Origin of the sequence: Solimonas terrae (assembly GCF_011067135.1) — a bacterium.
Lineage (GTDB): Bacteria > Pseudomonadota > Gammaproteobacteria > Nevskiales > Nevskiaceae > Solimonas > Solimonas terrae.
On the sequence record NZ_JAAMOW010000004.1, the window covers coordinates 340,563 to 353,402 of the forward strand.

The window sequence follows — 12,840 nt, forward strand, 5'->3', positions numbered from 1 at the left end:
CCGACAATTTCAGCGTCAACGCTGGTAGGAAACAGACGTCTGCAAATGGAAACATTAATTACCATGGCCGTGGCTACGGGCCCTTGCCAGGCGCCCCCGTCGCATGCGGCAGGCGCGACAGCTTGAGTTCGAACATCAGCGGCCAGCGTTTGCCGGTGACGTAGTAGCGATCGCGCGTCGCGTCATAGGCGATGCCATTGAGCACATCGTCGCTCGCATCCCAGTTCGCCGGTTTGGCGAAGCGCTGCGCGAGCTCGCCGAGTTCCAGCCAGCCGAGCACAGCGCCGTCGGCCGGATCGATGATCGCGATGCGATCCTGCTGCCAGATGTTCGCGAAGATCAGGCCATGCGCATACTCGAGTTCGTTGAGTCGCGTGATCGGTGTTGCGCCGTCATGCACGTCGATCGTCTTGTTGATGCTGAAGTCGGCGGCATCGCGAAAGGAAATCGTCGCGCTGCCGTCGCTCATGATGAGTTGCCGGTCATCGTGAGTAAGGCCCCAACCTTCGCCGGCGTAATGCAGAACCTCGACGAGCTCGAGCGCGTTGTCGTATACCAGCGCGGCATGCTCGCGCCACGTCAGTTGATAGACGCGATCACCGAAACAGGTCGCACCTTCACCGAATGCACTGGCCGGCAGCGGATAGCGCGCGAGTACCTCGTCACCGCCGATTTGCCTGCGAATTAGCGCAGAAACGCCGTACAGGCCGACGCTCTCGATCATCGTGCCGTTGCATACGACGAGCCCTTCGGTGAACGACTGGACGTCGTGTTTCAGAGTTCCGGTGATAGTGAACACTACTGTTGATGATGCCTTGAAACCCTCGTCCTGCTTGAGTTTCAGGGCATTCGCTTCTGCGAGGAAGAAGGTCGACAGCAGTGTTGTGGCGATCGCGAAAGCGCGCGGCAACGACATCGGCATGGCAGGGTGTCCTGATGAAGGCATTGATTTGAAAACTTTTTATCAGTAAAAATTCACACCGTGGAAACACGCAAGTGGGCGGTTTCCAAATCCGCGCGGAGATTTCCGCGAATTGTGACTCGATGGAGGATGTATCGATGGCGACTGCGAAGAAAGCGGCGAAGAAAGCTGTGAAGAAGGCGCCGGCCAAGAAGGCGGCCAAGAAGGTTGCGAAGAAGGCTCCTGCCAAGAAGGTTGCAAAGAAGGCCGCGAAGAAGGCTCCGGCCAAGAAGGTCGCGAAGAAGGCTGTCAAGAAGGCCGTCAAGAAAGTGAAGAAGGCCGCGGCGAAGAAGAAAAAGTAAGCGGGCTGTTTCCGCGGGGGCGGTCCTCGCCGAGGAGCAAATGCCGCAAGGCTACCGCCCGGTTTCATCATAAGCAGCAACGCTTCACTCTTACGCCGCGGCTACGATCATCGTAGCCGCGTTTTCTTTGCCCGCGATTCGCATCGTTGCTGCGGCTTCGACTGCCGGGCAGGCGTCACCGCTACAATCCCCGCTTCCATATCTTGCGTCGCCGTCCGGTGACGCCGTCGGGGAGTCGGCACCACATGATTCGCAGCATGACGGGCTATGCCCGCGTCGAGGCTTCGTTCGCCTGGGGGCGCCTCAGCTGGGAGCTGCGCTCGGTCAACCACCGGTACTTCGACGTGAGCTTCAAGGTGCCGGAAGAGTTCCGCGGCCTCGAAGGCGAACTGCGTCAGGCGGCTGGCGGCAGGATCACGCGCGGCAAGGTCGAGTGCGGTCTGCGCTATGCGCGCGAGACGGTGGCCGGCGATACGATCGCACTGGACCGCACGCGCCTCGCGCAAATCCGGGCAGCGCTCGATGCGATTGCCGAAGATCTCGGGGCAACGGCGGTGCCCGAGCCGATGCGCGTGCTCGGCTATCCCGGCGTCGTCAAGGAGGAGCAGGCCGACTTCGCGCCGCTGCTGACCGAAGCGCGGCGTCTGTTCAAGGCCGCGCTCGAGGACTTCACGGCCGCGCGCACGCGGGAAGGCGAGCGCCTGCTGCAGTTCATCAACGAGCGCTGCGACGCAATCGACGCACTGGTCGCGCAGGTGCGTGCGCGCCATCCGCTGGTGCGCGATCAGTGGCTGGCGCGGCTGCAGGCGCGCTGCGCCGAGCTTGGCGTGGAGATCGAGCCGCAGCGTCTGGCCCAGGAAGTCGCACTGACGGCGCAGCGACTCGATGTCGAAGAAGAGATGTCGCGCCTGCTCAGTCACCTCGAAGAAGTGCGGCAGTCGCTGCAGCGCGGCGAGTCGGTCGGCCGTCGTCTCGACTTCCTGATGCAGGAACTCAATCGCGAGGCGAACACCCTGTCGTCGAAGTCGCAGGACGCCGAGATGACCCGCTGCGCGGTTGAGATGAAAGTCGCGATCGAACAGATGCGCGAGCAGGTGCAGAACATCGAGTAGCGACCGGCGCCGGACGGCGCTGTGCCGAGCCGGCTGGTTCTCGCGGGCCGGCTGACGAGGCGACGTCGCTTGATCCGGCCTGCAGCTGCACGCGCTCCGCCGTCAGGCGGCACGATGTAGCAGGTGTTCCGAATCGGCCGCCGTCCGCGCCGGAACATCGCTTCGTCGTGCCGATGCGATAAAGTGCATCGAGACAGTGCCGGCGACGACGACGCGTCGCGTACGGTGCCGCTGTCCGACTGGAGGGGAGAGTTCATGTCGACGTTCCGTTGCCGTGCCTTGTTGCTGGGCTTGCTGTTGCCGGTGCTCGCTGCCTGCGGCAGCAGCAGCGCGCCGACCGTGACCGGTTCATCCGAAGTGGCGACGGCCGACTGCGGTCCGGGCTCGCAGCCCGAAACCGGATTGCAGGGTGAGGTGCCGCTCGCCGATCGGCAGAGCGGTCGCAATCTGCAGGGCTACAGCTGCAACATGAAACTGGTTGGCCAATACCAGGGGCCGGGCGCCAGCGTCGTCAGCCCGTCTTATGATCACTGTGCGTACATGTCGACCAGCGGCGCCTTGCTCGATCCGCTGCAGCTGGTCGAATCGTCGCCCGGCGTGGTCGTCGTCGATGCATCCGATCCGGCGCAGCCGCTGGCGTCGGCCAATCTCACCGGGCCGTCGATGCTGATCGGCACCTGGGAGTCGCTCAAGGTCAGCGAACCGCGCAAGCTGCTCGGCGGTGTCGCGGTCGGTGGCCTGACCGGCGCGGGTTTCTTCGATGTCTACGATGTCTCCGATTGCGCACATCCGGTGCAGACCAATGCGATCGCCGGCACCAGTCTCGAACTGCCGGACAATGTCCTCGGTCACGAGGGCAACTGGTCGCCGGACGGCAAGACCTATTGGGCGACCGGCACCATCGCCGGCTCGATCACCGCGATCGATGTCAGCGATCCATCCGCGCCGAAGATCGTCTACACCGGGCTCGAAGGCTTCCCCGCCAATCACGGTGTCGAATTCAGTGCCGACGGCAATACCATGTACCTGGCGACCTGCTTCCCGGGCGGCGTGACGATTCTCGATGTCAGCGACATCCAGAGCCGCAAGGCGGTACCGATGATCCGTCAGATCGGATCGCTGACCTGGAATCCCTTCAGCTGCGGACAACACGCGCTGCCCGTGACCTGGAACGGCAAGCCGTATCTGATCGCGCCGGACGAGTTCGACTCCGAGGGCATCCACATCATCGACATCGCGGATCCGAGTGATCCGAAGATCGTCAAGCAGATCCAGCTGCAGATCCAGCTCAAGGAAAATGCCGCGCTGCGCACTGCGGACACCGCCGGTGATGGTCTGTTCGGCTACGAGTCGCATTACTGCACGGTCGACCGCAGTACCGATCCGCGGGCGCTGGCCTGCGGCTACTTCCAGTCCGGCATCCGCGTCTTCAATATCGTCGATCCGCAGAAGCCGCGCGAGATCGCCTACTACAATCCGCCGGCGCAGACCGGCAAGGGGCTCAGCCTGCAGCACTCGCTGCATGCCTGGATCGGCGGTCTGCTGCCGCCGATCTCCGATCTCTACACCTCCGATTCCGGAGCCAGCGTCGGCACCGTCAGTATCGATGCGCGCTATGTCGGCAATTTCGTCGCAAGCCTGCCGAGCCTGCTCGCGGCCGCCGGCAGCGGTCCGGTCTCCGGCAATCTCAGCGCCGACTGGTGCAGCTCGCCGCCGCGCTTCGTCGGCGACCAGCTGTGGGTGACCTGCATGGACAACGGATTCATGGTCCTGCAATTCACCAACGGGGCGTACCCGATCCAGTGAGCGGCGCGCGCATCGCCGGCGTCGCTGCGCTGCTGCTCGCCGGATTCGTCCTGTTCGCCGGCGGCTGTCGCTACGGCGAGCGCGTCGCGGCGGCGCAGGTGTCGGCGCCGGGGCCGGTCGACATCGGCTTTGCGCAGTTCATGCGCAGCCATCACGACCAGGCCGTGGTGATGACGCGGATCCTGCTTGGACACGGCAGCACCAGGCTGGACGCACTGGCGCGCTCGATCCAGGCGGCGCAGCTGATCGAGATCGGCGAAATGAAAGGCTGGCTGCTGTTGTGGGGGAAGCCCGTGTTGCCGGCCACCACCAGCATGGACTGGATGCTGTTCGGTCACACCGCGCCGGACGCCGCGCTGGCGCGTTATCTCAGTGACTGCCGATCGTCGCCGGGCGGCATGCCGGGGCTGGCGAGCAGTGCGGAACTCGATACGCTGCGCGGACTCGACGGCGAGGCGCGCGATCAGCTGTTCCTGCAACTGATGATCCGCCACCACCAGGGCGGGCTGCCGATGGCACATTTCGCGGCGCGCAACGCGGAGACGGCGACAGTGCGCACGCTGGCCGCCGAGATCGAAGTGCAGCAGACGCAGGAGATCGCGGCGATGGCGGTTCTGCTGGCACGCGGCTCGTAGCGCGAGGACCTTGCGGCGGGGCCGATCGGCCGGCGACGTGACGGCGCGACGAGTTGCCGGGCGGTCGCCGCGGGGCGCGATGATATAGTGACGAGGAAGCATCCGATGACGACAACGCTCGTCTCGCAGCCGCAAGAAACCCCGGATGAATGACGGAAAGCGCGCATGAGTCAAGGCAGTCTGTTCATCGTTTCCGCACCGAGCGGCGGCGGCAAGACCAGCCTGACGCGTGCCTTGGTGCCGGCGCTTGCCGCGCACGGCGTGACGGCGACGATCTCGATCTCGTTCACCACCCGCGCGCCGCGGCCCGGTGAAGTCGAGGGCACGCACTATCACTTCATCGACGAAGCCGGATTCGTCGACAAGATCGGGCGCGGCGATTTTCTCGAACATGCCGAGGTGTTCGGCCGTCGCTACGGCACCGGCCTGTCGGAAACCCGCGCCCTGCTGGATGCCGGCCACGACGTCATTCTCGATATCGACTGGCAGGGCGCGCGTCAGGTCAAGCGCGAATGGCCGCAGGCGATCGGCATCTTCATCCTGCCGCCCTCGGTCGACGAGCTCGAACGGCGTCTGCGCTCGCGCAGTCAGGACAGTGATGCGGTGATTGCCGCGCGCATGGACGAGGCGCATCAGGAGATCGCCCACCACGCCGAATACGACTATCTGATCGTCAACGAACGCTTCGAGCAGGCGCTGATCGAGATGACCGCCATTTTCCTGGAGCCGCGCCTGCGCAGCCAGCGCCAGCTCGCGACGCATGCCGGCCTGATCGGCCAGTTGCTGGCGCCGGCTGCTGGCTAAAGACTGCCCGCTCCGGTATCATCCGCGGCCCTCAAAGTTTGTCCGCAGGTAGCAGCCATGGCACGTGTCACCGTTGAAGATTGCCTGAACCAGATCCCGAACCAGTTCGAACTGACGCTGGTCGCCTCCAAGCGTGCCCGCCAGCTCGCGCGTGGCTCGGAAGCCAAGCTGCCGTGGGGCAATCACAAGTCGACCGTGCTGTCGCTGCGCGAAATCGCCGAGGGCTTCACCGACCGCAGCGTGCTCGATGAAGTCGATCTGCCGGCGATCTCGCAGCCGAAGATGGAGCTTGAAGCGCTCGATCCGTCGTTCGACGCCTGAGTCGTTCGCGCTGCACCGAAAGGCCCGCCATGTGCGGGCTTTTTGCGTTGTGGGCAGTCGGGTGCAGAGGGTTGATGGTGGCCCGGGGTTGTTCCTTTCCGGCCTTTTGTTCCGCGCTGCGGCGCAGCTCGCTTCTCTTTGCTTGTCCAGAGAGAAGCAACCAGGAGAAAAGGACACCCCCGACTCGTGCGCCGACACCCGCGGCGTCGGTGCACGACGGTTCGACTGTGCTCGGGGCCCGCGCCGACGCGACATTCCTGGCGTGGCTGAACCGCCTGCGCCTCTGGGGGCAACCGCAATCGCAACCGTTCCCTCTCCCGCTTGCGGGCGAGGGTGGCGCGCAGCGCCGTGCCGTTGCCGTTCGCTCGCGGATCGCCGAACTTGCGCGCCGTCTGGCGCGGCTCCATATATATTGACGTCATGGAGCTTTCCGTCATTCAGCGGCTGGGCAATGCGCTGCGCACGCAGCGCGCCGAACGCGAGTTCGGCATGGAGGCGCTTGCCCGCATGCTGGAAGGCTATCTGCCGGAGGAGCAGATCGCGCAGGTACGGCGCGCGGCGGCGTTCGCGAAGAACGTGCATGACGGCCAGCGTCGCCAGTCCGGCGAGCCTTATGTCTATCACCCGCTGGCCGTCGCGCGCATCCTCGCCGAGATGCGGCTCGATCACACGACGCTGATCGCGGCGATCCTGCACGACGTCATCGAGGACACCGGCATCTCGCGCGACCAGATCGCGACCGAGTTCGGGGCCGACGTCGCGGCACTGGTCGACGGCGTCAGCAAGATTGCCAAGATCGAAGGGCGGACGCGCGCGGAGATGCAGGCGGAGAGCTTCCGCAAGCTGCTGCTGGCGATGACCCACGATCTGCGCGTGATCCTCGTCAAGCTCGCCGATCGCCTGCACAACATGCGCACGCTCGGACACACGACGACCGACAAGCGGCGGCGGATCGCGCGCGAGACGCTCGACATCTACGCCCCGATCGCGCAGCGGCTCGGCATCTATTTCATTCGCACCGAACTCGAGGATCTCGCGTTCGCCAACCTCTACCCGCGCCGCTACGCGGTGATGGTGCAGTCGGTGAAGTCGCAGCTCGGCGACACGCGCAAGCTGATCCGCGAGGTCGAACAGAAGCTGTCGACCACGTTGCGCGAGGAAGGCATCGGCGCCAGCGTCGTCGGCCGCGAGAAGAACGTCTACGGCATCTATCAGAAGATGCGCCGCAAGAAGCTCAAGCTGCTGAAGGTCACCGATCTGCTCGGGTTTCGCGTGATCGTCAACAAGGTCGACGATGCCTATCGCGCGCTCGGCGTCGCGCACCACGTCTACAAGCCGGTCCCCGGCGAATTCGACGATTACATCGCCAATCAGAAATCGAACGGCTACCAGTCGCTGCATACGTCCTGCGTCGGTCCCGGCGGCCTCAAGATCGAAATCCAGATCCGCACGCGCGACATGCATCATGTCGCCGAGAGCGGCATCGCGGCGCATTGGCAGTACAAGCTCGGCGAGCGCGACAGCCAGTCGGCGCCACAGGTGCGCGCGCGCGAATGGGTGTCCGGCCTGCTCGACGAGTTCGGCGCGACCAGCGCGATGGACTTCGTCGACAACGTCAAGGTCGACCTGTTCCCGGACGAGGTCTATGTGTTCACGCCGCGCGGCGAAATCCGGCGCCTGCAGCGTGGCGCGACGCCAGTCGATTTCGCGTACGCGGTGCACTCGGAGCTGGGCGACCATTGCGTTGCGGCGCGCCTCGACGGTCAGCTCGAACCGCTCAACACGCACCTGCGCAACGGCCAGACGGTCGAAGTGATCACGTCCAAGCACGCGCGCCCGAACGCTGCCTGGCTGAACTTCGTCAAGACCGCGAAGGCGCGAGCCGCCGTGCGCGGCTATCTGCGCACGCAGCGCGAAGACGAAGCAGTGCGACTCGGCAAGCGTCTGCTCGAGATCGCGATGCGCGAGCTTGGCGTGCCTTCTTCGGCCTTGAAGGACGACGAGCGCCTGCAGCCGGTGCTGGCGGCGCATCAGTTCCGAGACGTCGAGGAACTGTACGCGGCGATCGGCGTCGGCGAACGCCTGGCGGCGCTGGTCGCGCGGCACTTCCTGCCGGAAGGTGAGGCGGCCGGAATTGCCGGCGGTGTGGCGCCGCTGGCGATCGAAGGCACGGAAGGCCTGGTACTCGACTACGCGCGCTGCTGTCACCCCTTGCCGGGCGACGAGATCCGTGGGCACATCAGTACCGGCCGCGGCATCGTCGTTCACCGGCTTGACTGCAAGCACGCCAAGGCGCGCCCGCAGGACTGGGTGCCACTCGCCTGGTCGGACAGCGTGCAGGGCGATTTCCTGACCGAGATCCGCATGAAGACCGTGCGCAAGCGCGGCATGCTGGCCAAGATCACGGCCGAGATTGCCGCCGCCGAATCGTCGATCGAGAACGTGCAGATGCCGGATCGCGCCGGCAGCGAGGCGATCGAAATGCGCTTTGTCATCACCGTGCGTAGCCGTGTCCACCTGGCGCGCGTGCTGCGGCGGTTGCGGCGGATAGACGGTGTCGAGCGCGTGATTCGCGCGTAGGTTTTCGATTCGCCCGCTGCGCGCGCCGATCCCACGCCGGCCGTGCTCCCCGTGCTTGAACACAGCTGCGCGCGGCAGGCGCGACCTCGGTGCTGTTCGCGACGCCGACTCGCTGCGCTCGACGTCAGACGTCGTGTTTTTCACTTGGCGGCGGCAGCTGCTTCGTCGACAATCGCGCGACTTCATCCGAACGAGAGATTGCATGGCACGACAGATCATTCAGACCGACGATGCGCCGGCGGCGATCGGCACCTATTCGCAGGCGGTGCGCTGTGGCAACACGGTGTATCTGTCGGGGCAGATTCCGCTCGATCCGAAGACGATGCAGATGAACAATGCGAGCTTCGAGGACGAGGTACACCAGGTGTTCAAGAACCTCGCGGCAGTGGCCAAGGCTGCCGACGCGACGCTTGCCGATGTCGCCAAGCTCAACATCTTTCTGACCGACCTTGCGCACTTCGCGACGGTCAACGAAATCATGGCGCAATACTTCCAGGCGCCGTTTCCGGCGCGGGCCGCGGTCGGTGTCGCGCAGTTGCCCAAGGGTGCGCGCGTCGAGGCTGACGCCATCATCGTCAACGACTGAAGATTTCGTGTCTGCGTCATCGCCGCGCAAGGGCGTACGTCCGCCGCCGACGCTCGACACCGAGGTGATGTTCCTCAAGGGCGGCGGACCGGCGGCCGCCTCTCGCCTGCATGCGTTGGGCATCGAGCGCGTGCGCGACCTGTTGTTCCATCTGCCGTTGCGCTATGAGGATCGCCGCGCGCATGTGTCGATCGCCGGCGCCCGCGTCGGCGACGACGTGCTGGTCCGCGGTCGCATCGTCGGGCAGGACGTGCGCTTCGCCGGACGGCGGACCTTGCGTGTCATGATCGACGACGGCACTGGTCCCTTGCTGCTGCGCTTTTTCCATTTCAACGAGGCGCAGAAGAACCATCTCGGCGAAGGCCGCTGGCTGCAGGCGTTCGGCGGCCTGCGTGTCGGTGCCGGCGGCGCGGAGATGGTGCATCCGCAATATCGCGTCGCCGACAGTGCCGATCAGTTGCAGCCGGAACAGAGTCTGACGCCGATCTATCCTTTGACCACCGGCATTACGCAGCAGCGCCTGCGTCAGTTGATCGCGCAGGCGCTCGAACTTGCGGCTCGGGACGCGTTGCTGGCGCGTGATTTGCCGGGTCTGGACGGCCCGCCGACGCTGGCGGCGCTGCAGACGATTCACTTGCCGAAGCACGATGCCGATGCGCGTGCGTTGCTGGCCGGCACTCACGCGGCGCAACGGCGGCTGAAGTGCGAGGAGCTGCTCGCCCATCAGCTCAGCCTGCGCGTGCTGCGTCAGCGGCAGCGCAGCCGGCCCTCGCCGCCGCTGGCGAAGGCCGTTGTGGCAATCGACGAATTGCGCGGTGCGCTCGGGTTTCCGCCGACCGGCGCGCAGCGGCGCGTGCTGAACGAAGTGGCGCGCGATCTGTCCGGTACGCAACCGATGCTGCGGCTGGTGCAGGGCGATGTCGGCAGCGGCAAGACGGTGATCGCGGCGATGGCAATGCTCGCTGCCGTGCGTGCCGGCATGCAGGCGGTATTGCTGGCGCCGACCGAACTGCTGGCTGAACAGCATCAGCGCAATCTCGCGCGCTGGTTCAAGCCCCTGGGCGCTGCGCCGGTGCTGCTCAGCAGCCGCTTGAAGAAGGCGCACAAGTCCGTACTGCTCGGCGAGATCGCCGACGGCCGGCAGGCGCTGATCGTCGGTACGCACGCCGTGCTGCAGGACGAAGTGCGTTTCGCGGCGCTGGCGGTGGTGGTGGTCGACGAGCAGCACCGCTTCGGGGTGCAGCAGCGACTGGCATTGCGCGACAAGGGCGGGGCACGGGCGCCGCACCAGCTGATCATGTCGGCCACGCCGATTCCGCGCACGCTCGCGCAGACCGTCTATGCCGACCTCGACATTTCGGTGATCGACGAATTGCCGCCCGGACGCACGCCGATACAGACCGTGGTGCTGTCCAACGAACGACGCGACGAGGTGCTGGCGCGGATTGCCGCGGCCTGCCGCGAGCAGCGGCAGGTGTACTGGGTCTGCACCCTGATCGAGGAATCCGACGAACTCGATGCCGAGGCGGCCGAGGCGACGGCCACCAAATTGCGTGCCGAACTGCCCGGAGTGCGCGTCGGTCTCGTGCACGGACGCATGAAGTCCGATGCCAGGGACGAGCAGATGCGGGCCTTCCAGGACGGGATCACGCAGCTGCTGGTCGCGACGACGGTCATCGAGGTTGGCGTCGACGTGCCGAACGCCAGCATCATGGTGATCGAGAACGCGGAGCGGCTCGGTCTGTCGCAATTGCATCAGCTGCGCGGCCGGGTCGGCCGCGGCAGCGCGGCAAGCCAGTGCGTCCTGCTGTACCAGTCACCGCTCGGCGAGACGGCGCGCGCACGACTGGAGACCATGCGCGCGACCAACGACGGCTTCGCGATCGCGCAACGCGATCTCGAGTTGCGCGGTCCTGGCGAACTGCTCGGTCGACGACAGACCGGCGAGATCGGCATGAAGCTCGCCGACCCGCTGCGCGACGCCGCCCTGATCCCGCCGCTGCAACGGCTGGCCGACGATTATCTGCAGACCCGGCCGGACGTGGCGATGCTGCTGATCGCGCGCTGGGTCGGCGATCCGAAACTGTATGCACATGTATAAGCTGGGCGCCGCATGACGATCCCGATCATCAAGGCGAAGCTGCGGGACTACTGGCGCCTGACGCGCATGGATCGGCCGATCGGCATCTACCTGCTGCTGTGGCCGACATTGTGGGCTCTGTGGTTTGCGGCCGATGGCGTGCCGCCGCTGCATGTGCTGCTGGTGTTCGTGCTCGGCACGGTGCTGATGCGGGCCGGCGGCTGTGCCATCAATGATTACGCGGATCGCGACTTCGACCCGCATGTCGCGCGCACGCGCGATCGACCGGTCGCTGCCGGTCTCGTCAGCGGGCGCGAGGCGCTGGCGATCTTCGTGATCCTGTCGCTCATCGCGCTGGCCCTGCTGTTGTCGCTGCGCAGCATCGCCGCACTGTGGCTGTCGCTGCCGGCGGTCGTGCTGGCCGCCACCTATCCGTTTGCCAAGCGCGTGCTGGCCATTCCGCAGGCCATCCTCGGACTCGCGTTCTCGGCCGGGATTCCGATGGCGTTCGCCGCCGTACGCGGCGCGGTCGACTGGCCTCTGGCGACGGCCTTGATCGCCGCGAACCTGTGCTGGGTCATTGCCTACGATACCTACTATGCAATGGCCGACCGCGACGACGATCTGCGTATCGGAGTGAAGTCGTCGGCGATCCTGTTCAGTCGACGCGACCGGCTGATCACGGCGCTGCTGCAAGTCCTGTCCCTGCTGCTGCTGTTCGGCATCGGCCTGCACGCGCGGCGAGGCCTGCCCTATGACGCCGGTATCGCCGTGGCCGCCGGCTGTGCGATTTACGAGCAGTGGCTGATTCGCGGGCGCGATCCCGCAGCGAGCTTTCGCGCCTTCCTGCACAGTCACTACGTCGGGCTCGCGGTGCTGATCGGTCTGGTGCTCGACGGCGCGCTGTCGTAGGCCCGCGGTGTCACTCAGGCCACGCGCGCGATCGCCCAGGCCTCGACCTCCGCGGCTCCGGCGCGGCGGCAACTGCGCGCCAGTTCGGCGAGGGTCGCGCCGGTTGTCATGACATCGTCCAGCAGTGCGACGCGCAGGTTGCGCACGCCCGGATCAACGCGAAAGGCGCCGGCGACATTGCGTCGGCGCGCGACCGCATCCATGCCGATCTGATCGGCCGTGCGCCGCAGGCGTCGCGCCCAGCCGGCTTCGAGCCGCAGACCGGTGGCTCCGCAAACCGCGCGGGCCAGTTCGACACTCTGGTTATAGCCACGCCGCCATTGTCGCCAGGCATGCAGCGGCACCGGCAGCACCAGATCCGGCAGCGGCGTCGTGCGTGCACCCAGACTGTCGGCGAACAGGCGCCCGAGCAGGCGCGCATGCATGAACGCGGCGTGGTACTTCAGCGCATGAATCTGCTGCTGCACCGGCGCCTCCAGCCGTAGCGGCGCCCAGGCGCTCAAGTATGGCGGCGGATGCGCGAGACAGTGTGCACAGGCGCCATCATGTGTCTGCGGCAGTGCGCACTGCGGGCAGGCCTGCCGGTTCCACGGCAACTGCCGACGGCAGGCGTCGCACAGCGCCTGCTCCTCGCAGGCCGCACTGCAGTAAGTGCAGCGCAGCGGCAGGACGAGCCCGGTGGTGCGCGTGAAGATGTCAACCATGATGGGGTTCGCGTGGTTGACAAGTCCATGCCGCGAC

At 65.9% G+C, this 12,840-nt stretch carries 12 protein-coding genes; 10 read left to right on the top strand and 2 right to left on the bottom strand.

Features of this window, described 5'->3' with window-relative positions; genetic code table 11:
• Positions 1-73: 73 nt before the first annotated feature.
• Positions 74-922, bottom strand: coding sequence for a glutaminyl-peptide cyclotransferase (locus tag G7Y85_RS09785; RefSeq protein ID WP_166255631.1), 849 nt, complete (start codon positions 920-922; stop codon positions 74-76).
• A 137-nt stretch (positions 923-1,059) separates the two neighbouring features.
• Here G7Y85_RS09785 and G7Y85_RS09790 point away from each other — a divergent pair, with 137 nt between their 5' ends.
• The 10 genes from G7Y85_RS09790 to ubiA all read left to right on the top strand — a co-directional run bounded on the left by G7Y85_RS09790 (position 1,060) and on the right by ubiA (position 12,099).
• Positions 1,060-1,263, top strand: a complete 204-nt coding sequence (locus G7Y85_RS09790; RefSeq protein WP_166255634.1) for a hypothetical protein — start codon at positions 1,060-1,062, stop codon at positions 1,261-1,263.
• 257 nt (positions 1,264-1,520) lie between these two features.
• Positions 1,521-2,375, top strand: coding sequence for a YicC/YloC family endoribonuclease (locus G7Y85_RS09795; protein WP_241696098.1), 855 nt, complete (start codon positions 1,521-1,523; stop codon positions 2,373-2,375).
• A gap of 255 nt (positions 2,376-2,630) precedes the next feature.
• A complete protein-coding gene (locus G7Y85_RS09800; RefSeq protein WP_166255640.1) occupies positions 2,631-4,181 on the top strand; it encodes an LVIVD repeat-containing protein in 1,551 nt (516 codons plus the stop codon).
• Positions 4,178-4,816: a DUF305 domain-containing protein gene (locus G7Y85_RS09805; RefSeq protein ID WP_166255643.1), complete on the top strand. Its 639-nt coding sequence runs from the start codon at positions 4,178-4,180 to the stop codon at positions 4,814-4,816. Before G7Y85_RS09800 ends, G7Y85_RS09805 begins: the two co-directional genes overlap by 4 nt.
• Before the next feature lie 165 nt (positions 4,817-4,981).
• Positions 4,982-5,620, top strand: a complete 639-nt coding sequence (gene gmk, locus G7Y85_RS09810) for a guanylate kinase (RefSeq protein ID WP_166255646.1) — start codon at positions 4,982-4,984, stop codon at positions 5,618-5,620.
• Positions 5,621-5,677: 57 nt separating this feature from the next.
• Positions 5,678-5,941: a DNA-directed RNA polymerase subunit omega gene (gene rpoZ / locus G7Y85_RS09815; RefSeq protein ID WP_166255649.1), complete on the top strand. Its 264-nt coding sequence runs from the start codon at positions 5,678-5,680 to the stop codon at positions 5,939-5,941.
• A 420-nt stretch (positions 5,942-6,361) separates the two neighbouring features.
• Entirely contained in the window at positions 6,362-8,521 is a 2,160-nt protein-coding gene (locus tag G7Y85_RS09820) for a RelA/SpoT family protein (RefSeq protein WP_241696099.1), read from the top strand.
• 202 nt (positions 8,522-8,723) lie between these two features.
• Positions 8,724-9,107, top strand: coding sequence for a RidA family protein (locus G7Y85_RS09825; protein WP_166255652.1), 384 nt, complete (start codon positions 8,724-8,726; stop codon positions 9,105-9,107).
• 7 nt (positions 9,108-9,114) lie between these two features.
• Positions 9,115-11,208, top strand: a complete 2,094-nt coding sequence (gene recG / locus G7Y85_RS09830) for an ATP-dependent DNA helicase RecG (RefSeq protein WP_166255655.1) — start codon at positions 9,115-9,117, stop codon at positions 11,206-11,208.
• Between the two features lie 12 nt (positions 11,209-11,220).
• Positions 11,221-12,099: a 4-hydroxybenzoate octaprenyltransferase gene (gene ubiA / locus G7Y85_RS09835; protein WP_166255658.1), complete on the top strand. Its 879-nt coding sequence runs from the start codon at positions 11,221-11,223 to the stop codon at positions 12,097-12,099.
• Positions 12,100-12,113: 14 nt separating this feature from the next.
• On the opposite strand, the gene G7Y85_RS09840 is transcribed toward ubiA, so the two are convergent.
• A complete protein-coding gene (locus tag G7Y85_RS09840; RefSeq protein ID WP_166255661.1) occupies positions 12,114-12,803 on the bottom strand; it encodes a ComF family protein in 690 nt (229 codons plus the stop codon).
• Between the last annotated feature and the right edge of the window lie 37 nt (positions 12,804-12,840).